The organism is Mucilaginibacter sp. GW821-FHT07H05 (genome assembly GCF_059418485.1).
In genome coordinates, this window is sequence record NZ_JBWKPY010000006.1 from 76,240 (window position 1) to 99,985 (window position 23,746).

Here is a 23,746-nt window from a genome sequence, read left to right on the forward strand (position 1 = left end):
TCATCGATAGAGCCGGGCTGGAATTGCGGGAGAGGGCGAAAGAGAACTATCTCTTGACCGGAGGGAAAAAATCTTATACGCGTAAACGGTCCTTTCGTATAAGATTTCTCCTCACCCCCTGCCTATACCCCCGCAAGTTCGTCGAAATGACAACACGGTTAAAGAACACGTCATGGGCAGCGCAAATATCAGATGCATTTGACTTGAAAAAAGCATCTTTTTAGGGTTAACACAGTAAAAGTATAATTGGCTAATAATCAAGCGTTTGTAAAAAATTATGCGTAAATTGTGTTAAGTTGTGTTAACCCTGTTTACGGGCGTGCAGATTACCTGTTTACCCCTCCCTGTTCATCCACGCAATCACCGCCTTTATCTCCACATAGCTGTAACCGTCACCCAAAACCTCCTTTAACGGCGATAGTTGTTGCTGCCCGTAACTCTCAACAACATCCTGTATGGCCGGCATCTTTTCGGGGGCCACAAATGTCGCTACATCCAGTTCACCGGTTTGCACAAAATGGCAAAGGTGACTTTGTATGGTGGTAGGGGATAGTTCGCGCAGGGCGGCAATCTCCTCAATTGTTTTACCTGATTGGTATAGGTTAAAGCTTTCCTGCTTCGTTCCCGCAGTTAAGGGCGACCGGGGTTTGCGCTCCTTACGCTCGCGTTTGGCGGGGCGGCTTTTTATTTTAGATGCCAGGCCCATTTCGCCGCAATAGTTGATGATCGCCCGTAAAAAAGCCTCGCCATACCGCGCCAGTTTCACCTCGCCAAAGCCAGAGATGTATTTTAACTCATCCATGCTTTGGGGCAGATAGGTAGCCAGTTCCAGCAGGGTAGCATCCGACAGGATGATATAGGCCGGTACGTTTTCGGCATTGGCAATCCCGGTACGGATCTCTTTCAGCTTACGCAACAGATCGGCCTCGTGCGGCGGTATTTCGTGCTGTACTTCCTCGGTAGTTTGCGATAGGGTTAACTCCACCATATGCTGGCCTTTTAAAACAGCCTCACTTTTACCGGTGAGCAGTAAAACCGGGTATTCGCCATTAGAAACCTGCAAATACCCCAGTGTAATCAGCTCGCGCAGGTAACGCTGCCAGTCGGCCTTGCTGATATCGGCACCGGCGCCGTAAGTTTTTAACTGTTTATGCTCCTCGCGCAGTTTGGCGTTGTTGGCGCCACGCAGCAGATCGATCACATAGCCGCTGCCAAAACGCTCCTTTAACCGCGCTACGGCAGATAGGGCTTTTTGCGCGATAAGTGTCCCATCAAACACCTGGCGTTCGGTCAGGCACACATCGCAGCTGCCGCAATGATCGGGGAAGGGTTCGTTAAAGTAATTGAGCAGGTATTTGCGGCGGCAGGTGGTCAGTTGGCAATACTTCACCATATCGTCCAGCTTTTTCAGCATAATGCGGCTTTGGTCTTCGTTGCCCTCAATGCGGGCAAAGTTTTGCAGCTTAAAGGCATCGCCCGGCGAATAGAATAGCAAGGCCTCCGACGGCAAACCATCACGCCCGGCACGACCGGTTTCCTGGTAATAACCCTCAATGTTTTTAGGCAGATCGATATGTACCACGTAGCGCACGTTTGATTTATTGATACCCATACCGAAGGCAATGGTAGCTACCATAATCCGCACTTCATCGCGCAGAAAAGCTTCCTGGTTGCGGGCTTTTACCTCGTGGTTCAGACCAGCGTGGTAGGCTTCGGCAAGGAAACCTTCTTTTTTTAACTGATTGGCCAAATCCTCGGTTGATTGCCGCGACAGGCAATAAATAATGCCCGAATCTTCTTGATGCTCATCCAAAAAAGCCAGCAATTGGTTCAGGCTGTTCTTTTTTGGGGATACGGTATAATTGATATTGGCCCGGTTAAAGGATGACACAAATTGCGCCGGGTTATGCAGCGCCAGCTTTTCTAAAATGTCCTTGCGGGTCAGCTGATCGGCGGTGGCGGTTAAGGCAATCACCGGGATCTCGGGGAAGGCATCCTTCAATCCCGCCAGCATCAGGTACTCCGGCCGGAAATCGTGGCCCCAGTGTGAGATACAGTGCGCCTCATCAATGGCAATCAACGATACCTTCAGCGATTGCAGGAACTCGGTTAAACGGTTCCCGGTTTTAAACAAGCGTTCGGGGGCCAGGTACAGCAGTTTAATACTGTTACTTTTTAGCCGGTTGATGATATCCTGCTGCTCGCCGCTGCTTTGGGTAGAGTTAAGGTAGGCCGCGGGGATGCCGGTAACGTTCAGCGCGTCTACCTGGTCTTTCATCAGGGCTATCAGTGGCGAGATAACGATGGTTAAACCCTCCAGCAATACCGCCGGTAACTGGTAACAAAGCGATTTACCGCCGCCGGTAGGCATCAGCACCATGGCATCGCCCTTGTTTAGGATATGCTGTATAATGGCCTCCTGCTGGTGGCGGAATTCACTGTAGCCGTAATATTTTTGGAGTGCCTGTGCGGGTGTCATGGGTTTAGATACGTGTATATGCAAAGGTGCTGAATTTGGAGGATTTTTAGGATTAAAATAGACAACGGCGTGCAAATTGTTTTTTTACGTTATTAACTGTAAATTTGAATATGGAAACATTTATTATACATCCGGAAAACGAAGCGCAGCAAAAAGCTTTACAAGTAATGTTGGATGGATTAAAAATTCCATACGATATAGAACCCGTTTCGGATACGACTGAAATGACGGATAATATAAAAGCTGGTTTAGATGAAGTGCGCTTGTTTAAACAAGGAAAACTCAAAACTACTTCGGCAAAAGATTTTTTGAATGAGTTATAATATTCAGCTTTCGGATAATTTTAAGAAGGAAGCGAAAAGACTGATCAAAAAATACCCATCACTTAAATCGGAATTAGCAGTTTTATTTGCCGCGCTTGAAGAGAACCCAAATCAGGGTACTCCACTCGGGAAAGGCATTTTTAAGATACGCCTGGCCATAGTTTCTAAAAACAAAGGGAAATCAGGGGGTGCAAGGGTATTGTCGTTTGTTAAAGTTGAAGAAACCTCTGTTCTTATCTTTTCCATTTATGATAAGAGCGAACGAAGCAGTATTTCCGAAAAAGAAATTAAAGCGCTGATTGAGGATTATTTATAAATAATTTTCCGCTCCTGGTTGCAATAATTTACACCCATATATACGTAATGATAAATTATAGTAAATTAGCCATTACTATATGATAAAAAAATTACTTCTACTGTTATTTTTTGTGGTTTGTTATGGTTGCGCTAACGCCCAATTGCAGTCCCCGTCTGATTATTTAGGCTATAAGCTGGGTACGCATTTTACAGTGCATTCGCGTATTGCCGAGTACTTCCGGTATGTGGCACAAAACTCAAAAAATGTAAAGCTGCTGCAATATGGCACCACTAACGAGGGCCGGCCGCTGATGACCATGTTCATAGGGTCGGAAGTCAATATTAACCGCCTGGAAGAGATCCGCAAATACAACATGTCGTTAGCCGGACTGGAAAAAAGCGCCGTTATTGCCAATCCACCGGTTATTGTGTGGTTAAGCTATAACGTGCATGGTAACGAACCTTCATCAAGCGAAGCGGCTATGCAAACTTTGTTCGACCTGGCCGACCCTACCAATACGCGTACACAAGCCTGGTTAAAAAATACCGTTATCGCTATAGATCCCTGCCTTAACCCGGATGGGCGCGACCGTTACGTAAACTACTACAACCAGGTAGGCGATATCAATCCCGATGCCAATGCCTCATCGCGCGAGCATACCGAACCATGGCCAGGCGGGCGTGTTAACCATTATTACTTTGATTTAAACCGCGATTGGGCCTGGCAGGTACAAAAGGAAACGCAGGCGCGCGTAGGCCTTTATAACCAATGGCTGCCGCAGATCCATGTTGATTTTCACGAGCAGGGATATAACAGCCCTTATTACTTTGCCCCGGCTGCAGAGCCTTTCCACAGGGTGATCACTAACTGGCAGCGCGAGTTTCAAACCACTATCGGGAAAAACAACGCCAAGTATTTCGACCAGAACAACTGGATGTATTTTACCCGCGAAGAATTTGATCTGCTATACCCATCGTACGGGGATACTTATCCTTTATACAACGGTTCTATCGGGATGACCTACGAGCAGGGCGGCATAGGCGGAGGCCTGGCGGTACTTACCAAAAGCGGCGATACGCTGACCCTGGCCGACAGGATAGCCCATCACCACTCCAACAGTTTAAGCACCGTTGAAATAGCATCTATGCATGCATCGCGCGTGTTAACCGAATTCAAAAAGTTTTTTGATGATAGCCGGATCAACCCATCGGGCGAGTACAAAACCTATGTGGTTAAAAACGAGAATAAAGATAAAGTAGCCGCCCTGGCCAAACTGCTGGACAGGAATAGTATACAATACGCTTTCGGCTTAAACAAAGCGGTGCTGAGCGGATATAATTATTTCACGGCTAAAAACGAAGCCTTTAACATTACGGGTGATGATATGGTGATCAATACCAGTCAGCCAAAATCGGTATTGCTGAATGTGCTGTTTGAGCCTAAAACTTTTGTGGCCGATTCAAACACCTATGATATTACGGCGTGGTCATTACCCTATGCTTATGGGTTAAAGGCCTATGGGTTAAAAGAATCGTTAAAAGGTACCGAAACCAGCTATACCCATACTACCGAGGCCCCCATGGATATTACTAAAGCCTATGCATATGTAGGCAGCTGGCAATCGGTAGATGACGTGAGGTTTTTAGCCGCGCTGCTGAAAAAGAACATCAGGGTGCGCTATGCCGAAAACGCGTTTGAAGCCGGCGGCAAAAAGTTCAGCGCCGGATCGCTCATCATTACCAAGGCGGGTAACGGGCGGCCCGACTTTGACCAGGTGGTGATCCAGACAGCCAATATGTTTGGCCGCAACCTGGTGCCGCTTAAATCGGGCTTTGTAGATAAGGGCGCGGATATCGGATCGAAGGAAGTGCATTTTGTAAGCAGGCCCCGGGTTATATTACTCAGTAACGAAGGCACCAATTCGGAAGCGATGGGGGAGATATGGCACTTTTTTGAACAACAGATAGGTTACCCGGTTGCATTGGTGCGCTACCAGGATATTAACCGCGTAAAGTTTTCGGATTTTGATGTGCTGATCGTCCCCGACGGTAACTACACCGATTTGCCTGCCGATAAACTGCAGGGCTGGGTGCGCGATGGCGGCAAAATGATTGTAATGGGCGATGCTATTAGTCAGCTGGTGGATAAAAAAGGGTTTGCTGTTAAACTAAAAGATAAAAAGGCCGATAAGGACGACGATAAAAACAAAAAAGTACAGGATGTAAAATTATACGGCGAACGCGAGCATGAAGCCCTCCGCTCAAGCGTGCCCGGCGCTATTTACCGGCTTAAGCTGGATAATACACATCCGCTGGGTTTTGGGCTGCCCAATTACTATTTTACCCTTAAGCTGGATGATAATATATACGAATACCTGGGCGATAACAGCTGGAACGTGGGCACCATTAAAAAGGATGGCTATGTAGCCGGTTTTGTAGGCCAGAAAAGCAAAGAAAAAATAGCCGACGGCATGCTGCTGGGTGTGCAGAACATTGGCCGCGGTTCTGTCATCTATATGGTTGACGATCCCCTGTTTCGCGAGTTTTGGGAGAACGGTAAGCTGCTGTTCAGCAACGCGGTGTTTATGGTGGGGAATTGAGTCCCCCGGCTTTCCTAAACAAGTATTGTCATTGCGAGCGATAGCGTGGCAATCTCGTTACACGCAGAGCAAACTACGAGATTGCCACGTCGCCCCCCCATGCACCGGCCCGGCCGCTCCTCGCAATAACAAGTTGGTAAAAGCAAAAAGGCATCATGATCATGATGCCTTTTTGCTTTTACTCCCCCTTCAGGGGGCTGGGGGGCTTAATTACTTTTCCCTGCCCTGCTGCTTTCATCGTCGGCGCCGGTTTGGTGCTGACGGGCTTTTATTTTGTTGTTACCAAAATTATAAGTAAACGTTAAACGCGTTACCCGGCTTTCGTTGCGCTGGTGTATATCGAGGTTAACCGATTGGTACATACTGATCACATTATTGCGGCGGGTATTAAACACATCGCTCATGGCCAATTTCAGATTAGCTTTTTTGTTGGCAAACGTATGGCTTATACCGGCATCAGCAGCATATTGCTCCTGGATCTTATAAATGCCCTGTGTTTGAGACGAGCGGTACACACTGGTAACCTCTATACGATAGCCTTTAATAAAGGTAAGGTTTTGAGTAGCCCTAACCTGGTAAGCTAATTGTCCGTCGTTTAAGTTGGCGCCTAATAAGTTGTTAGATTTAAACTTGTTGTAAAATATATTGAAGTTGCCGTTACCGGTCCACCATTTAGCAATGGTATAGGGCGAATTGATGTTTAAACTGTAAGAGTTTAGTACCTGCAAATTCATATTGGTTTGGTACGAAGCCTTTTTAACCGTATCGGTTAAAATAATCTGGTTCATTACATCGGTAGTGCGGCTATAGTTTAATGATGCGTTTATTGTTTTGTTCCAGGTATAATTAAATTCAAATGCATGTGTGTATTGCGGCCTTAAAAATGGGTTACCCTGGCTGTAAGTGTATTTATCCAGGTAAAATACAAATGGGTTCAGGTTGCCATAATCAGGGCGGTCAATACGCCGGCTGTACGATAAACCGATATCATTCTTTTTATCAAGGCTGTGGTTAATAAATATGCTCGGGAAAAAGTCAAGATAATGCCTTACAACGGCCGGGCTGTTCACCAGGTATCCGTTTGATGTGGTGTATTCGGCACGTAAGCCAAACTGCATTGATGTGTTTTTGTAGCTTTTACCTAAGTTAACGTACCCGGCATCAATTTTTTCCTGGTATATAAAATGGTTGGTGCGGGTAGGGTCGTTAACAAAGTTACCTGCCGAATTACGGATCTGCGCCAGCAGGTTATTATCAGTTTTTACACTGCTGAATTTAGCACCGGTTTCAAATTTCAAACTTTTTGAAATAGGGTAAGTATAATCGGCTTTAGCTGTGCGGATATTTATGGTTGATGGCGATTGGTTGCGCAGGATCTCGGCCTGTTTTAACGATCCATTGGCAAAGTATACGTTATTAACATACACACCGTCCGACTGGTTGTTAAACCGCGAGTAATCCAAATCAATGCTCAGCTCCTGGCCAAGGGTATCAATTTGCCAGCGATCGTTTAGGTTAGCGGCAAAATTGGTATAATGCTGCTTGTTGTTAGAGAAACTTTCTAAGGTCGAATCCTTAGCGGCAAATGTTTTACCTATGCGGGTATGGCTGCTGCTGCTGTCACTTTCGCCGTTTACATAACCGTTTACGATAAAGCCGATGGTGTTATTTTTAGACATATCATAATCGGCGCCAACCCTGTAATTATTATAATGGTTTGGCGATAATAATTTGGTGTCCTGGTCAAAATAGGTATTTGATGATGACGACTGTACCACCCTTTTTATGTTCAGGTTGTTTTCGCGCTTGTTATCATTATGGCTCAGGTTGCTGAAAATATTCAGCTTGCCTTGTTTGTGGTTTAATGACAAGCTCTCGTTATCCTTACCCCAGGCACCATAGCCGGCACCTAAGGTAACGGTACCGCTGGTACCTACCTGGCGGTTCTTTTTTAATTTGATATTGATAATGCCCGAATTGCCCGATGCGTCATATTTAGCCGATGGGTTAGTAATGATCTCTACCGACTGGATATTGTTGCCATCGGTTGACCGCAGCATGGTGGCCAACTGAGCGGCTGATAAATAAGTCAACTTATCGTTGATCATTACGGTAACGCCACCCTTGCCATTTAAACTGATGTTATCATCTTTATCAATGCTTACACCAGGGGCGCGTTCCAATATCTCTAAAGCAGTGTTACCGGCTGCCAGTACGCTGTTTTCTACGTTCATGACCAGGCGGTCGAGCTTGCGCTCAATTAACGGGCGCGATGATTGGATATTCACCGTCTTCAACGTTTTTGAAGATGACTGCATAACAATGGCGGGCACAGTAACATCAGTAGTTGTGGCGGTAATGGTTACCAGCTTACTTACACCCTTGTTGTATCCCACCATAGTGGTTTTAATAATGTAGTTACCTGCGGGCACACGGTCGAGTTTGTAAAGGCCAGCCTCGTTACCCAAGGCGCCTTTAACTACCGATGAATCTTTGGCGCGCAAAAGGCTTACGGTGGCAAATTCCACCGGTTTATTTTGCTCGTTAAGGATACTGCCCGATATTTTGGCAATGCCTTTTGGTGCCGGGGCGGTATTGGCAGGCCTGTTTTGCCCGTTTGCCGGGGCAGGCTTGGGCCCCTGCGCAAAGCTTGCTGCCGGGATAGCCAGCAGTAGTGCTATATATATAAGGTATAGTTTGTTAATGACAGATTTCATGATAATGGTATATATGTGTATAAAATTTTTGCAATAGTTATCCTGTTAAAGATTTTTTGTCTTTTTAAAAAATATTAATAAAAGCTAATTACCGGAGCTGATCAGGCCTTTGCCGGGCTGTTGTTAGTAAGATGCAAATAAGGGGGTATTGGTTACACTGTTATTTAAAAAAATTAATAACAGGTAGTATTTTTGCCGCTACATCATTGATAAATGAGAACGTAAATCCGTTGTTTACAGATGCATTAAGAGATACAGCGGGCAATGCAGTATATGCCATATTATTATAGCTGCAGAAAGGAATAATAACCCCGCTGACCAGCAGCAGGGTTATATATCTTAATACGGTTTTCATGGTTTAACTACAGCGGCAGTTGTGTCACGTTTAATAACCACGGTATCAACTTTACATTGCAGGCCATTATCCGTCATAATAAAGGTAGCAGGTATATTGTTGTCCAGTTTGTTAACTTGCTGGCAATCCCAAATGCTTACACCATTTAAATAACGGTCAAGGTCGCGTTCAATAACCAATTTGGTGTTCATAGGCACTTTAAGGGTAAGCCTTACCTCCTGGCCGCGCCATGATTTTTGGCCGGGGCGTTGTATATGGCGGTCAAATGTCAGTACCGAATCCTTTTGTGTAAATTGATAAACGGTGCTGCGGGCATTCATTAAAGCGGTAGGATAATCGCGGCCACGGGCATTAAATGTTTCAATCAATACAGGCTGGGTTACATCGCTGCGTTCAATGGTGATGTTAACATTGCGCACACCACTCTCGTGCATGTCGTTATAATCATCGTCGTCATCTAATATGATCTTGCCGGCAAAGTCATGCTCCAGGTTAAGTTTGGCGCTATCTTCTTTACTTAAATAACGCACATTGTTCAGCTTTAAATAATAAGTGTTGCTTGCATTAGGCTTAATATTAATAGTTTGGCTGATTGAACCACCCGAGCGGAACTCGGACGCCACCTGTATACTATAATAACCTACTATAAACAAGGATACTATCCAAACCACTAAAAAGGTATAACCAGTTGTACGGTTAATGGCATCACGCTTAAATACCAGGCGTGCAGCTACCAACATTATACCTAATAAAGGTATAGCCAGCACCAGGAACGAGCTCATGATAAATGGAAAGCTATACTCGTCGTTAATGATATTGAAGGGGAAAAAATGATGCAGGTTGTTTTGCCCGTAAGCAAAGTAGGTAAAAACAAATACAACCAGGGCTACGGTAAAGCCAAGGCAAGTAAGCATTACACCTATTCCAAGTAGTTTAACCAGTATACTGGCGGCTCCACCCAAAAAGCTGCGCAGGTGATCAAAAAAATCGCCGGCAAAATCGCGGGTTTTATATATTAATGGTTTGGCTTCCTTATGCAGGTTGCTCACGTGGCTTTGTACACCTTTTAGCTCATATTCAAAGTTGCGTTTAAAACCTTGCAGGTCCAGCTTCTCGCCTTTCATGGCCATACGGTCGGCGCGGCTTGCGGCTTTAGGGATTACTATCCATAATATAATATACAGAAACAAGCCGGTGCCGAAAAAGCAAAACGCGATGGCGAAGGCTAAACGCACCCAAACCGGTTGCATATCAAAGTAATTAGCAATGCCCGAGCATACGCCGGCTGCTAAATGGTCGTCCGGGTCGCGAAACAGCCTGCGGCTTTCTGTAGCATAAGCATAAGTGCTTTTGGCCGATGCTTTTTCATCCTCATCTGCCGAAGCAAAATCTTCAACTGTGCCCATTTGGCTAATTACAGTTTGCACATCCTGTTCAACAATTACCTGTTTGCTGTCGCGGGCAAGTATCTCGTTAAACATTTCGGCCAGGCGGTTTTCAATATCGGTGGTGATCTCCAGGCTGTCGGCCGAATCCATAAAATGCCGTTTCACATCGGTCATGTAGCTTTTAAGCACTTCGTAGGCATCCTCCTCGATATGGAAAACAATGCCGTTAATATTTATAATGATCGTTTTATTCATGATGTTGTAATGTTAAGCGTTAGGGTTATTTCGTTCGGCGATAGATGTTTGTACGGCAAAAGACAGCTCCTGCCAGGTGGTATCCAGCTGATGCAGCACGCTGCGGCCTTCGTCAGACAGGGTGTAATATTTGCGTGGCGGCCCCGAAACCGACTCTACCCAGTTATAGGTAAGCAGTCCGTTATTTTTTAAACGGGTAAGCAGAGGGTACAAAGTACCCTCAACTACAAGCAGTTGGGCTTTTTTTAGCTCAGCGATTATGTCTGATGCATATATTTCGCCCTTAGCTATGATGGAAAGGATGCAATACTCCAGTATCCCTTTCCGCATTTGGGTTTGTGTGTTTTCTACAATCATAATGCAAAGATATATGTAAAAGATTGTATTATGCAATACATAGTACTAAATATTTTTTATTTTTTTATTTATCCACATTTATTAGTCTGTTTTTTTAACATTTTTTAACAAATTATTTCAGATTCTAAAAAGTTAACACTACTTTTATGATTAATTAACTATTAACTGATCTTATTAATTAACGAAATGAAAAAACTTTTACTAGCAAGTTTGTGCTTCCTGATGCTATGTGCCAGCCAGGTTTTTGCGCAAAACAGAACAGTTACTGGTACGGTTACAGCAAAGGATGATGGGCTACCACTTCCGGGTGTAACTGTTAAGGTAACCGGAACTTCAACCGGTACGCAATCAAACGCAAGTGGTAAATTCACCTTAACGGTGCCATCCACTGCAAAATCGTTAACCTTCTCGTTTGTAGGTTTCGAATCACAATCCATTAACATACCATCGAGTGGCACTGTTAACGCGGTTTTAAGTTCGGATACCAAGCAGTTAACCGAGGTGGTTGTAACTGCGGGTGGTTTAAGTGTAACCAAGGGTGCGCAAGGTTATGCCACTACTTCTATCAAGCCGGAAGTGCTGACCGCGGGTAAAGCGGCCAATATTGGCTCGGCATTATCTGGTAAGGTTGCAGGTTTACAGATAAATACCATCAGTGCAGGTGTAAATCCAACTGTACGTGTGGTTTTACGTGGTAACCGTTCATTATTGGGTAACAACCAGGCTTTAATTGTGTTGGATAACGTTATTGTGCCAAACTCATTATTAGGTAACATCAACCCCGAAGATATCGACGATATTCAGGTGTTAAATGGTTCTGGTGGTGCTGCCCTTTACGGTTCAGACGCATCAAACGGCGCGATTATCGTTACAACTAAAAAAGGTAAAAAAGGAGCTGCTGTAGTTAGGGCGTCTCAAACAATCAGTGGTGAGCACGTAAGCTATTACCCTAAACTTCAAACTGGTTGGGGTTCGGGCACCGCGAGTGATGTTCAGGAGTATCTGGAAACAGAAAACCAGCAGTTTGGCCCGGCTTTTAACGGCCAACCGGTTATATTAGGTTTCCCGCTTGCCAATGGCGCCATACAAACAGTGCCTTACCAGTGGAACGACAGTAAAAATAAATTTTGGGAAACCGGTGTTAACAAACAATCAGATTTCTCTATTAGTGCAGGTGATGATAAATCTTCAAACTACATAGCAGGGCAGTACTATACTACAAAAGGTACTACCCCTGGCGATAAATACAACAGGGTATCTATCCGTGCCAACGGTACACGTGCACTGGTGAATAAAGTATCGATTACTTACACCGCTAACTATGTGCAAAACCACTATGATATTACAAGTGCTACCGGTACTTTATATGACCAGTTGCAGCAAACTCCGGGTCATGTTGTAGTGACTGATTATAAGGATTACAAAAACAACCCGTTTGCTGATATTAACGGTTATTATAACTTTTATTATGCTAACCCCTACTTTACAGCGGCTAACCAACGCCAGTTAACCAATAACAATTATTTTATTGGTAGCGCTGATGTGAAATGGGATCCGTTCAGCTTTTTAACCTTTACTTTCCGTAATGGTATTACCTCTACTAACCAAACAAACAGAAATACTGTTGGTAAATATACTTTAACCGCTTACACCAAATCGCTTGCAAGTTATGGCGAGGGTGCAGGTGGCGTTAAAACAAACGACCAGGTTGGTTCGGTTTCTGACGACGCTTCAAGTACTTCACGTATCACATCTGAGTTTTACGCAACATTTAAAAAACAGATCAGTGATTTTAATGTAAGCGCCACTGCTGGTGCAAGCTTAAGGCAAGATAAGGCAAATAGCGAAAATGTTAATACTACAGGTTTATTACAAGAAGGTTTGTATAACGTAGGTGCACGTACGCAGGCCAACCTTTTGGGTAGCCAAAGTTTGTCTATGACCCGTCAGCAAGCCGTGTATGGTGTTGTTAATATTGGTTACAAAGGCTATTTGAACTTACACGTTACCGGCCGTAACGACTGGTTGTCTATTCTGCCGGTTCAAAACAGGTCATTCTTCTACCCGGCTGCCGATATTTCCTTCATCCCAACAGAAGCTATCGACTTCCTGAAAAATAATAAAGTATTATCAAGCTTAAAATTACGTGCCGGCGTATCTAAAGTAGGTCAGGCTAACATTGGTGCTTATGATTTAGTACCTACTTTCGCCCCGGGTGCAGGTTATCCTTTCCCTACAGGCCCAGGTTACAACCAGGGAAACAGGCTGGTATCGCCTGACCTGAAACCGGAGATTACCAAAGGTTTTGAATTTGGTGCAGATGCCGATCTTTACAATGGCCGTATATCAGCCAGTATAACTTATTACAAAACAAGCACGAAAGATCAAACAGTACCTATTAACATTGCGGGTAGTAGCGGTTTTGGCACATATTTGCTAAACACCGGCCAGGTTGATAACCAAGGTATAGAGACTACGCTAAGTGTAGTGCCAATTAAAACAAGCACTGGCTGGCAGTTAAGTTTAGGAGCTAACTTTACCTGGACCGATAATAAGGTAATATCGTTAGCTGCAGGTTTACCTCAGTTAAGCATTGGTAATGGTATATATGCCGTTCCGGGGTTAGCTTATCCGGTGGTAGAAGGCTCTGATTATAACAGGGACCCACAAGGCCGTGTTATTGTTGACGCGCAAACTGGTTACCCTTCTTTATCTTCGGTAACTACTAACATTTTCGGCAATACTAACGCTACAAAACGTTTAGGCGCCAATTTTGAATTAAAATACAAAACATTACGTTTAAGCGCTGTTGCTGAATACCGTACCGGTTTTGTTGTATATAGCAACGTTGGTGGCAGCTACGATTTTTCGGGCTCGGGCGCACGTACCGGTTATTACAATCGCGAGCGTTTTGTGTTTCCTAATTCATCTTATAAAGACGCAAGCGGCAACTATGTGGCTAACACCAATATTGTTACAGCAGGTGGCGGTCCGGAGTTTTGGACATCTACTCAATATGAATACAATATAGCAAGTAACTATATTTATAATGGCGCTTCATGGAGATTAAGAGAAGCTTCTTTAAGCTGGGATGTGCCAAAATCGCTTATTGGCCGTCAAAAATATGTTAAAGGTGCAACCATTAGTGTACAGGGACGTAACCTATTATTATGGCTTCCAAAATCAAACGTTTATACCGATCCGGAATTTAACTCTACAGATAGCAATAATGGCAACGCAATTGGTGTAAACTCAATTTCGCAGACACCGCCTACACGTTACTATGGTGCCACATTATCGTTAACTTTTTAATAAGAAAGACATGAAAAAAATATTTAAAACATTCATAATTTTAGGTTTGGTAGCCTCATCTACTTCGTGTAAGAAGTATCTGGATGTAAATACCAACCCCAATGACGTTACGGCAGCGACACCAGACCTTATTATGCCACAAGCCCTTGCGGCAACAGGCGCGTTAAGCTATACTTTCAATGGCCCGGCTTACGGGATGGACCTTGGTGGTTATATTGCCAACGCGGGTGGTGTGGGTGGTTTCGGTAACTTTTGGACCTTTGTGTTCAACAGCGGCGATGCTACTGCTTTATGGGCTAACACGTTTGATAACCTGCAGGATTATCAGTACATATTAAACAATACATCAACAACCGGCGATTATAAAAATTATAATGCCGTGGCACGCCTGATGAAAGCCTTTGATTATTTAAGACTGGTAGACGCATATGGTGATGTGCCTTATACCCAGGCATTACAGGGGGCAGCCAACCTTACACCAGCTTACGATAAAGGCGCGGATGTTTATAAAGCCTGCATTACCGAAATAAATAATGCTATAACACAAATGAAAGTTGCCCCTACTGCAACAACAGTAAGCCTTGCTTCAAACCCTGCTGGTAAGGTAGACGTAACTGTTTACAGTACAAATACTACCAATCAAGTACTTAGTTATAACTCGACAGCGCTGTTAAACGGCAAGGATATGACTAACTGGATAAAATTTGCCAACACGGTTAAATTAAGGGCATTGATCCGTATTTCAGCAGCTTCAAACGCTCTATCAGCATTTTACAATACCGAAAAGGCGTCTATGGCGGCTCTGACCACTGCAGATTTCATTTCTTCAGATGTATTGATCAACCCGGGTTACGTACAGCAGAGTGGTAAGCAAAATCCATTATGGAATGGACTTGCATGGTCTTACACAGGTACCAACTCTACAGCAAGCTACCTGCCTTCAATATTCGCCGTTGCATTTTATGATGGTACAAAATTGTCAGATGATGGTCGTGGTAAAATTATTTACCGCCAACCAACTACCGGGGCCCTTGCTAACACTTATGCATACAAAAACCAGTTAGGTTTTCAATCAACCTCGCTTATTGCTAACCCAACAGGTGGCGCGTGGTATGTGGGTACCGGTGGTGGCGGCACGCCAGCAGGTCTTGCAGCAACCGGTTACGGTATTATGAAAGGCTTTGATATGGGCCAGCCGCTTATTACGGCAGCAGAAAGCTATTTTTTACAAGCTGAAGCAGCGATGATCGGTTTGATCTCAGGCACGCCTTCAACCTTGTTTGATAGTGGTGTATTAGCTTCTTTTACTTACCTGGATAAAGACCATCTGGATGTAGTTTCTGCATCGAGGAACCCTACAGCAGAAGTTGCTGCTTATAAAGCGGCTAATCCAACCTCTTACCTGGTGAATTTTAACCTGGCTACAACCAATGCTCAAAGGTTAGAGGCAATTATTACACAAAAATACATCGCACTTAACGCACTTAATAGCGATGAAGGTTGGAATGATTACAGAAGGACACAATACCCGTTATCTAACCCGGCTGGTACTGCTTCGCAAACTTTTGCGCCTAACTTTGCTACAAATACTTCACCTCGTGCAGATAAATTGGCTGGTCGCATACTTTACCCTGCGTCAGAGTATTCGTTAAATACCGCGAATGTGCCGGTGGTTAACGTTAATTCAACACTTGTGTTCTGGGATACAAGGCCAACTAATTAATATAAAAAATTAAAAGATATTAGATATGAAAAAATTAAATGTATTATTGTTTTTAGCGGCGATGACGATTTTGACATCCTGCTTGAAAGATGGTAAGGTTAACTTAGCGCCGGGCGCTTCGCCTATGACCGTTCAGTGGGGAACTGCGGCACTTGATGATGCGCCTACAAATTCGGCAGCAAATATTTACCGCACCTATGCGCGTGCCTATAGTATTGCAACTTCTGTTAAGATGGATATTATGGTAGATATTACCGGTAGTGACGCGGCTTCAGAAGATATGACCATTGGTGTAGGGATAAAACCACAAGCAATTACTGATTATAACACAAAATACGCGACAACATTCACCTTGTTGCCAGCTAACATGTATACAATGCCAACCTCGGTTACCATACCAAAAGGCGGCCGTTCGGCAATTGTTTCCATTGTGCTAAATACATCATTGTTTGATTTTACTAAAACCTATGTGCTGCCTGTAACAATTACTTCAACAACAGCAGGCGCTATTAGTGGTAACTACGGTACAGTACTTTATACAGTAGCTGCTAAAAATAAATATGATGGTATTTATACAGTAAATGGAACTATGACCGATTATGTAGCCGGATCTGGTATTACCGGTAAGTATCCCGTTAAGTATTATCTGGAAACCGTCGGGCCAAATTCTGTGGTAATGTTTGATTATGTTTTTGCCGGTACTTTCGCACATGAAATAACTAGTGGTACATCTACTTCAAGCTTCGGAACTTTTGCGCCAGTATTTACGTTTGATGCAAGTAATAACATTACTTCAGTTACTAATTACTACGGTCAACCGGCAGCGGCACCGAATTTGCGCTCAGCAGGTATAGACGCGACCGGGACAAACAAGTTTACTACCGGTACACCTGGTGCAGTGGGATCTGTTTTCCAGTGCAGCTACTTCCTGTTCCAGGGAGGCAACCTTGCTGCACCGGCAACTGGCCCGGGTGGGGCTCGTGATGCCTTTAATGAAACCTTTACTTACGCAGGGGCAAGGCCATAATGATTTGATTTAAATAAAGAAGCCTCGCGAATCTCGCGGGGCTTCTTTATTTAAATACGGTTGAAAGCATATATAGGGCGCATAGTTGCTTTGTCAATTTATACAGCCCCCGATTTATCGGGGGCTGTATTGTTTTATAGCCCCGGGGTAACCCCATAGGCCGTTAATTTGATGGATCCTATCAGCCGATGGGCTTCGACCTCGTCTTTGTTTTATCTAAAATATATGCGCCAAAATGCATTTTATAAATCAAAATATATGCATATAAGCCCAATGGTAGTCATTATTTAACATAATTTGTAAATACAATCATGATTGATGTGATAATAAAACTAACTTTTCAGGGTTTTTAAGCTTATTATATGTGATAAACATCATTTAAAAGTTCTTTATTGTAAAAAAGACTCAATAATTTGGTTATTTTGTGTAATAAATATATACAAATTGTATTTTAATTATCAAAATGACAATACTGTGCTTGTTTTTTGTTTCAATAATTTATAATTTAACAGAATTATTGATCAAACTATTAACGCATGAAAAAAAATTTACTACAATTTCTTTTTGTTTTGTTGTTATTAGGCTCAAAGGCTTATGCTCAATCAAAAACAGTTACCGGTACGGTTATCGGTAAGGACGACAATTCGCCCATACCGGGCGTAACCGTTACGGTGTTAGGTTCAAAAACCGGCACGGTAACCAATGCAGATGGTGTATACACCATTAAAGTACCAGAAGGGCAGCACTCCCTTGTTTTTTCTTCAATCGGTTATCTGAATAAAACAGTTCCGGTAACCGGGCTAAAGCTAAATGTAACGCTGGAGAGTAACCAGAAAGCGCTTAGCGAGGTATTGGTGGTAGGCTATGGTACCCAAACCCGGCGCGAGAGCGTGGGAAGTATTTCACAGGTAAAAGGCAGCGACCTGGCCGAGCAGCCCGTACAAAGCTTTGTGCAGGCGCTGGCGGGTAAAGCAGCCGGTGTGCAAATTACGGTGAACAACGGTGTTTTAAACTCGCCGCCTACTTTCCACATTCGTGGCACCAACTCCATTTCTCTGTCATCGCAACCATTAATTGTGGTGGATGGTGTAGTGAGTTACAGCGGCGATTTTAGCGGCGGCTCATCTGGCGGTAATGCCTTAGCCAACATCAATAACGAGGATATCGAAACCATCGACATTTTAAAGGATGCATCGGCAACAGCCATTTATGGTAGCCGTGGCGCAAACGGCGTGGTAGTTATTACCACTAAAAAAGGTAAAACGGGTACATCAACAGTTAGTATAGACAATTGGATGGGCGTTACCAACGTAATCAGGCTGCCTAAAGTATTGGATGCTTATCAATACGTAGCCTTAAAAAATGAGGCGCTGGTTAATGCAGGATCTTATAATACTACTATAACTACGCCGCAAACCATCCCATTGGCTTACACAGAAATTGCAAAAGACGCTTACGGAAATGATATCAATACCGACTGGACAAAGCAGGTATATCGCGAAGCGGTTTCTTATTATACCAATGTAAGTGTATCGGGCGGTACCGAAAAAACTAAGTATTACGCATCCGGCAACTATACCAAACAACAGGGTGTTATTAAAAAGAACGACTACATCAGTAAAAGTATGTTGTTTAACGTAGATCATAAGGCTAACAAGTATGTCTCTTATGGCGCTAAACTATCTTATGCCGATCAGTTTAACCTTGCTGCAACTTCATCGGGCTCACTAAATGGCGAGGCTTATGCCACTGCTGGTTTAGGGCGTATTGCCACATTGCTTCCGCCAAACTTACCGGTGTATTTAAATGATGGCAGCTATAACAGCTCAACATCGGGCATCGGTATCCTTAATAATAAAGGATACTCCATTAGCTATCCCAACCCGCAGGTTGCTTTAGATTTAGACCGGGCAAATAACGAGATTAATCACACTGCTGCAAATATGTACCTGATAGTTACCCCGCTGCCATGGATCACATTAAAAAGCCAATACGGTATAGATTATTTGTACACCAATAACGATAGCTTTAGTAACCCGGTTAATAATACATCGGCCAGTGTTGCAGATAATTACGCGCAAAACAAAAGATGGGATTGGGTAAATACCTTACAGTTAGATAAGAGTATTGAAAAACATTCGGCATCGTTATTATTAGGTAACGAGCAGCAACGCTCAACAAACTACGGCTTTGGGTTAAGCCGTTCGGTTTTGTCTGATCCGGCATTTAACCAGATACAAGCGGGTTTTATTAACAACGGTACAAGCGGCTTAAGCAACAGCGAAGATTACCTGGTATCCTTCTTCGCACGGTTAAACTATAATTTCGACAGGAAGTACTTTATTAGCGCAACCATACGCCGCGATGGATTCTCGGGCTTTGGTAAAGATCAAAAGTATGGTAACTTTCCGGGTGTAGGCCTTGGTTGGGAAGTTGCTAAAGAAAAGTTTTGGACAAACCTTAAGCTCGACGAGATCTTCAGCAGCTTTAAGTTAAAGGGCAGTTTCGGTAAAACGGGTAATAACAACGTCGGTGCCTTCCCGTCGCTTTCCTTCTATTCAAACAGTGTATATAATACTAATGCAACATTAGGGCCAAGCACAACAGGCAACACTAACCTGGGATGGGAAACCAGCCAGAAGTATGATGCTGGCTTTGATTTTGGTTTGTTTAACGATCGCATAACCGGCTCTATCGGCTGGTATAAAAATGATGTTACCGGTTTGTTATTTAACGTGCCTCCGGCTCCGTCGGCAGGTTTGGCCGGCAGCCCGCTTGTAAACATCGGGTCGTTATATAATAAAGGGTACGAGTTTAATTTTGATGCTGAGGTTATCAGAAAAGGGGCGTTTAAATGGAACGCTAACCTTAACTTTAGTTATAACGAAAACCGTATTACATCATTACCTGGTGGCCAGTCTATCACTTATACCACATCCAGTCTCGAAACTACCAACATTAACCGTGTAGGTGGCGCGGTTGGCGATTTGTATATCATTAAATCGGCCGGAGTTAACCCGGCAAACGGACGGCGCATATTTATTAATGGCAAGGGTGTGCCAATTGAATATACATTTTTAGGCACCCAGCATTATTACAATATGGACGGTACGCCTTACCTAAAGGCTGACGGTACCCCTAACACCATTAACCAGGGTGCCGATGCAATTGATTATGGCAATAGTGTACCAAAATGGGTTGGTGGCTTTAGCAATACTTTTAAATATAAAAGCTTTGATTTAAGCACAACATTTACCTTCCAGGCCGGATTTCATATTTACTACGGAACAGGTGCGAGTTTAACGGATCAGCGTTTCTGGAACAATACAACCGATATACTGGATCATTGGACTACACCAGGTCAGGTTGCTAAGTTCCCTAAGGTGATTTTTGGCGATAACGTTTCAAACGGTACGTCTTTCCCAACAGATTTCAATACCTACAGCGGCAATTTCCTGAAACTTAAAACGGTAAACTTTGGCTATACGCTGCCCAAAAGATTATTGAGCAAGGCAGGGATATCAAATGTACGTTTGTATGTAACCGGATATAACCTGTTAATATTTACTAAATACCCTGGTTCTGATCCTGAAGTTGGTTCAAACGGTACATCTAACAGCGGCGGCGGTGTCGATCGTAATACTGCTGCTAACGGCCGTGTACTTACTGCAGGTGTATCAGTTAAATTTTAATTTTTAAAACCGGAAAAGATGAAAAAGAAATATTTATATATCATTGGCATAGGTTTACTAAGTGTGTCCTCATGCCAGAAAGACAAATTATACCCAAGCTCGCAAACATCTATCGTATCTGACGAAAATTACCTGCCATTTACAACGGCCGACCGTATAAAAGCACAGGTATTTGGCTTGTACAATAACTTACGCAGCGGAAACCTTTATGGCGGGCGTTTCCAGGTTTATAACGAGGTAAAAGCCGAAAACTGGCTTAATGCTACGGCTAACTCGGTAACTGCTTATCAAACCTGGGGCGGTACGGCGCAAAGCACAAGCTCGGAAGTATTAAGTTTATGGTCGCAGGCTTATTTTGTTATTAATAATGCCAACCTGTTTATAGATGGTATGGCCGCAAAAGGGACAGCTGTAGTAGGTGCAACACTTTCTGCAAATTATATAGCCGAAGCTAAGTTTGCGCGTGCCATAGCTTACTATGCGCTGGTAGAGATGTATTGTAAACCTTATGGCCCCGATGCCGGCGCAAGCCCGGGTTTGCCATTGCGCTTAACAGGGAATAACTCCTATTCAAATTTTGATTTGGCACCAGTTTCGGTAGCAAAAATTTACGATCAGATACTGTTAGATTTGAATGATGCTGAGGCCAATTTACCTGCGGGCTATTTTATTGGCGCTGCGGCAGATGCTACATCAAACACTACCCGCGCCCATAAAAATACAGCGATAGCTTTTAAAACAAGGGTTTATTTAAGCATGCAGAAATATACCGAAACCATTACCGAGGCTAATAAAATTGTTAGTGGAACTACCAGTTTTACCGCGCCTACAGGGGTAGCATTTGCATTGCAGGCTAATATTGCCAACGTGTTTAAAACGCCATATACCACAACCGAGTCTATATTCTCCATGTCGTTCCTTTCAACCGAAACGGCAGGGAGCCAAAGTGCGCTTGGTAATTATTTTAACGGTATTGGTGCACTGGAGTTTTATTTAAGCACCGCGGGTGTTTTGGCCGACGCGGGCTGGAAAGCTACCGATGTTAGAAAAACATCCTTATTGGTTACCAGGTCATCGGGACGTACTTATGTCAATAAATTCCCGGTTACAACATATACAGACTGGGCGCCGGTAATGCGTTATTCGGAGGTGTTACTTAGCTTGGCCGAAGCCCGTGTGCGTACAACCAACCTGGTTGACCCGCAAGCCGTAGCCCTGTTAAACGCAGTGCGTAATCGGTCGGACGCTGCTACTACTTACACCGTAGCCAGCTTTGCCAGCCCTACAGCATTAATTACCGCGATATTACAGGAGCGCAACATTGAGTTTTTGGGCGAAGGTTTAAGATGGAACGATTTATGGCGCTTAAATTTACCTATCCCGGGCAAAACAGCCCCAACTGGTGTAGTGCCGCAAATTAACCCAACAGACGCGCCTTACATTTGGCCAATGTCAAACGCCGAACAACAGTATAATAAGTTAATAGGAAGATAATTCCCTGTTAATAACATTATGGGAAGTTTGCCCGAACTTTCCATGATTAATATAACATGAATGAAAACCGGGACGATTAAGGCCCGGGGGTAGTAAATTACCTCCGGGTTTTTTATGCATCTTACTTTTTATCAACACTATACTTGCCCGGGCCAATAAATAAAAGGCCGGCAAACATAATGGCATCTTCAACAGCATGGGCCGCGCCGCCCCAGCCATCGCCCTTGTGGAAGTGAAAAAGCGCGGCAATTACCAGGTTAATTACCAGCAGTAAACATACCGGACGGAAAGCTAATCCCAAAATAAGCAGTACCCCGCCCACGGTCTCGGTGGCGGCAGCCATAAAACCCCAAAATGCGGGTAAAAAGTGGATGCCCACGTTGCCCATGGCCAGGCCAATCTGCTCCCACATTTTTGGTCCGCCCTCTAACTTAGGCAGGCCGTGATAAACAAACATAATGCCTAAACCTACGCGGATAATGAGCAAACCGAAATTGCGGTAGTTGCCCAGTTTTTCAAATAATGCCATGGTGCGATGCCGTTTTTAAGTGTACGATGCAGTTACTTTATGATCTTCTACTAATAAATTTAAATTTTTTCCAAATATAATCGCATGGTTATCAGGAATATGACCAGCCGGGAAATCAAAGCAAACCGGGTAATTGAACTCGCTAACCAAACTCATTACCATATCGGCTACAGTAAACCCGAAAGGGATATCGTTATCCTTTAGCTCGGTAAAACCACCAACTATCAAACCTGCCAAATTGTTTAGTTTGCAGGCACGTTTCAAGGTATACAGCATACGGTCTACCGAGTAGAGGTATTCGCCCACATCTTCCAGGAAAAGGATCTTGCCGCTGTAGTCCATATCCGATACCGAGCCCAGCATCGCGATAAGCAAACTCAGGTTACCACCAATTACGGGCGCTGTTGCCTGGCCCGGCCGGTTTAAACTGTGCGATTTAAAGCTGTAAGTAACCGCCTCGCCAAACAGGGCCTTTTTAAGCGATATCAGCGAGGCTGAGGAGGCATCGGGTACATTTACCGGCATTTGCCCGTGGATGGTTTGCAGGCCGTAATTAGTATGCAGATGGCTGTGCAAAACGGTGATATCGCTAAAGCCTATTATCCATTTAGGGTGGGTAGCTAAACGGCTATAATCAACCATATCTACAATGCGGATGGTGCCATAGCCGCCGCGGGCGGCAATAATGGCTTTTATGCTGTCGTCATCAATAAAGCGCTGCAAATCTTTAGCCCGCAATTCGTCATCGCCGGCAAACTGGTGATAGCTGGCCTGCAGCGTATCGCCCTGTACTACTTCCAGCCCCCACGATTGCAGTACTTTAACAGCCGCGTCCATTGGGCGGGGTAGTTTTTTTGCCGGGCAGGTGATGGCAATTTTATCGCCTTTTTTCAGGTATGGGATCATTTAAGTCGGTAGTCTTAAGGTTATAGTCCTCAGTCTATGTAGAGGCTGAAGCCAAAATTCAAATATAAGAAAGTACACTACACACAAGTATAGGCTGCTAAATTTAAGTGTTTATTAAAAAAAGCCGTTTTCAGGGTTAACACATTAAAAAACTAAAACACTGACTATCAATAATATATGTCGAATAACGCCTGAATTGTGTTAAGTTGTGTTAACCCCCTTTTACCCCCGACCGCTCTAAAAGAGTGGCTATGGTATTTATGGAGATGTGTTTGCCCCGAGGCTTCGGACT

General features: G+C 44.0%; 15 protein-coding genes. 8 read left to right on the top strand and 7 right to left on the bottom strand.

Annotation, left to right across the window (positions count from 1 at the left end; all coding sequences use genetic code 11):
- Nucleotides 1-334 precede the first annotated feature (334 nt).
- On the bottom strand, nt 335-2,479 hold the full coding sequence (recQ, locus tag AC07M6_RS16805) for a DNA helicase RecQ (protein WP_494891385.1): 2,145 nt from the start codon (nt 2,477-2,479) through the stop codon (nt 335-337).
- 110 nt (nt 2,480-2,589) lie between these two features.
- Between recQ and AC07M6_RS16810 the strand changes: the two genes are divergently transcribed.
- The 3 genes from AC07M6_RS16810 to AC07M6_RS16820 all read left to right on the top strand — a co-directional run bounded on the left by AC07M6_RS16810 (nt 2,590) and on the right by AC07M6_RS16820 (nt 5,699).
- On the top strand, nt 2,590-2,802 hold the full coding sequence (locus AC07M6_RS16810; RefSeq protein ID WP_494891387.1) for a hypothetical protein: 213 nt from the start codon (nt 2,590-2,592) through the stop codon (nt 2,800-2,802).
- A complete protein-coding gene (locus AC07M6_RS16815) occupies nt 2,792-3,118 on the top strand; it encodes a type II toxin-antitoxin system RelE/ParE family toxin (protein ID WP_494891389.1) in 327 nt (108 codons plus the stop codon). Before AC07M6_RS16810 ends, AC07M6_RS16815 begins: the two co-directional genes overlap by 11 nt.
- Nucleotides 3,119-3,197: 79 nt before the next feature.
- Nucleotides 3,198-5,699: a M14 family metallopeptidase gene (locus tag AC07M6_RS16820; RefSeq protein ID WP_494891391.1), complete on the top strand. Its 2,502-nt coding sequence runs from the start codon at nt 3,198-3,200 to the stop codon at nt 5,697-5,699.
- 206 nt (nt 5,700-5,905) lie between these two features.
- On the opposite strand, the gene AC07M6_RS16825 is transcribed toward AC07M6_RS16820, so the two are convergent.
- The 4 genes from AC07M6_RS16825 to AC07M6_RS16840 form a co-directional block, all read right to left on the bottom strand.
- Nucleotides 5,906-8,416 carry an outer membrane beta-barrel protein gene (locus tag AC07M6_RS16825; protein ID WP_494891392.1) on the bottom strand — a complete coding sequence of 837 codons (2,511 nt, stop codon included), beginning with the start codon at nt 8,414-8,416 and terminating at the stop codon, nt 5,906-5,908.
- A gap of 160 nt (nt 8,417-8,576) precedes the next feature.
- Complete coding sequence (locus tag AC07M6_RS16830; protein WP_494891393.1) at nt 8,577-8,771, bottom strand: hypothetical protein; 195 nt, start codon at nt 8,769-8,771, stop codon at nt 8,577-8,579.
- Nucleotides 8,768-10,414 (bottom strand): PspC domain-containing protein, encoded by a 1,647-nt coding sequence (locus AC07M6_RS16835; protein ID WP_494891395.1) that lies wholly within the window; start codon nt 10,412-10,414, stop codon nt 8,768-8,770. The genes AC07M6_RS16830 and AC07M6_RS16835 overlap by 4 nt, the downstream gene beginning before the upstream one ends.
- A 12-nt stretch (nt 10,415-10,426) precedes the next feature.
- On the bottom strand, nt 10,427-10,771 hold the full coding sequence (locus tag AC07M6_RS16840) for a PadR family transcriptional regulator (RefSeq protein ID WP_494891396.1): 345 nt from the start codon (nt 10,769-10,771) through the stop codon (nt 10,427-10,429).
- Between the two features lie 186 nt (nt 10,772-10,957).
- On the opposite strand from AC07M6_RS16840, the gene AC07M6_RS16845 reads away from it, so the two are divergent.
- The 5 genes from AC07M6_RS16845 (at nt 10,958) to AC07M6_RS16865 (ending at nt 22,019) form a co-directional block, all read left to right on the top strand.
- Entirely contained in the window at nt 10,958-14,083 is a 3,126-nt protein-coding gene (locus AC07M6_RS16845; protein WP_494891397.1) for a SusC/RagA family TonB-linked outer membrane protein, read from the top strand.
- Between the two features lie 10 nt (nt 14,084-14,093).
- Nucleotides 14,094-15,806 (top strand): SusD/RagB family nutrient-binding outer membrane lipoprotein, encoded by a 1,713-nt coding sequence (locus tag AC07M6_RS16850; RefSeq protein WP_494891398.1) that lies wholly within the window; start codon nt 14,094-14,096, stop codon nt 15,804-15,806.
- 25 nt (nt 15,807-15,831) lie between these two features.
- A complete protein-coding gene (locus AC07M6_RS16855; RefSeq protein WP_494891400.1) occupies nt 15,832-16,833 on the top strand; it encodes a DUF1735 domain-containing protein in 1,002 nt (333 codons plus the stop codon).
- A gap of 536 nt (nt 16,834-17,369) precedes the next feature.
- Nucleotides 17,370-20,525 carry a SusC/RagA family TonB-linked outer membrane protein gene (locus AC07M6_RS16860; protein WP_494891402.1) on the top strand — a complete coding sequence of 1,052 codons (3,156 nt, stop codon included), beginning with the start codon at nt 17,370-17,372 and terminating at the stop codon, nt 20,523-20,525.
- Nucleotides 20,526-20,543: 18 nt separating this feature from the next.
- Nucleotides 20,544-22,019 (top strand): RagB/SusD family nutrient uptake outer membrane protein, encoded by a 1,476-nt coding sequence (locus tag AC07M6_RS16865; protein WP_494891404.1) that lies wholly within the window; start codon nt 20,544-20,546, stop codon nt 22,017-22,019.
- A 121-nt stretch (nt 22,020-22,140) separates the two neighbouring features.
- Here the strand turns inward: AC07M6_RS16865 and AC07M6_RS16870 are convergent, their stop codons facing one another.
- The gene (locus AC07M6_RS16870; protein ID WP_494891406.1) at nt 22,141-22,548 is read right to left on the bottom strand and encodes a DoxX family protein; all 408 of its coding nucleotides are present in this window, start codon (nt 22,546-22,548) and stop codon (nt 22,141-22,143) included.
- 15 nt (nt 22,549-22,563) lie between these two features.
- Nucleotides 22,564-23,454 (bottom strand): S66 peptidase family protein, encoded by an 891-nt coding sequence (locus AC07M6_RS16875; protein ID WP_494891408.1) that lies wholly within the window; start codon nt 23,452-23,454, stop codon nt 22,564-22,566.
- Nucleotides 23,455-23,746: the final 292 nt, after the last annotated feature.

What these genes read in the sequence shown, in the direction of transcription:
- AC07M6_RS16850 (WP_494891398.1), top strand. Translation starts at nt 14,094, where the DNA reads ATGAAAAAAATATTTAAAACATTCATAATTTTAGGTTTGGTAGCCTCA.
- AC07M6_RS16840 (WP_494891396.1), bottom strand. Translation starts at nt 10,771, where the DNA reads ATGATTGTAGAAAACACACAAACCCAAATGCGGAAAGGGATACTGGAG.
- AC07M6_RS16835 (WP_494891395.1), bottom strand. Translation starts at nt 10,414, where the DNA reads ATGAATAAAACGATCATTATAAATATTAACGGCATTGTTTTCCATATC.
- AC07M6_RS16830 (WP_494891393.1), bottom strand. Translation starts at nt 8,771, where the DNA reads ATGAAAACCGTATTAAGATATATAACCCTGCTGCTGGTCAGCGGGGTT.
- AC07M6_RS16865 (WP_494891404.1), top strand. Translation starts at nt 20,544, where the DNA reads ATGAAAAAGAAATATTTATATATCATTGGCATAGGTTTACTAAGTGTG.
- AC07M6_RS16845 (WP_494891397.1), top strand. Translation starts at nt 10,958, where the DNA reads ATGAAAAAACTTTTACTAGCAAGTTTGTGCTTCCTGATGCTATGTGCC.
- AC07M6_RS16870 (WP_494891406.1), bottom strand. Translation starts at nt 22,548, where the DNA reads ATGGCATTATTTGAAAAACTGGGCAACTACCGCAATTTCGGTTTGCTC.
- recQ (WP_494891385.1), bottom strand. Translation starts at nt 2,479, where the DNA reads ATGACACCCGCACAGGCACTCCAAAAATATTACGGCTACAGTGAATTC.
- AC07M6_RS16820 (WP_494891391.1), top strand. Translation starts at nt 3,198, where the DNA reads ATGATAAAAAAATTACTTCTACTGTTATTTTTTGTGGTTTGTTATGGT.
- AC07M6_RS16875 (WP_494891408.1), bottom strand. Translation starts at nt 23,454, where the DNA reads ATGATCCCATACCTGAAAAAAGGCGATAAAATTGCCATCACCTGCCCG.
- AC07M6_RS16810 (WP_494891387.1), top strand. Translation starts at nt 2,590, where the DNA reads ATGGAAACATTTATTATACATCCGGAAAACGAAGCGCAGCAAAAAGCT.
- AC07M6_RS16825 (WP_494891392.1), bottom strand. Translation starts at nt 8,416, where the DNA reads ATGAAATCTGTCATTAACAAACTATACCTTATATATATAGCACTACTG.
- AC07M6_RS16860 (WP_494891402.1), top strand. Translation starts at nt 17,370, where the DNA reads ATGAAAAAAAATTTACTACAATTTCTTTTTGTTTTGTTGTTATTAGGC.
- AC07M6_RS16855 (WP_494891400.1), top strand. Translation starts at nt 15,832, where the DNA reads ATGAAAAAATTAAATGTATTATTGTTTTTAGCGGCGATGACGATTTTG.
- AC07M6_RS16815 (WP_494891389.1), top strand. Translation starts at nt 2,792, where the DNA reads ATGAGTTATAATATTCAGCTTTCGGATAATTTTAAGAAGGAAGCGAAA.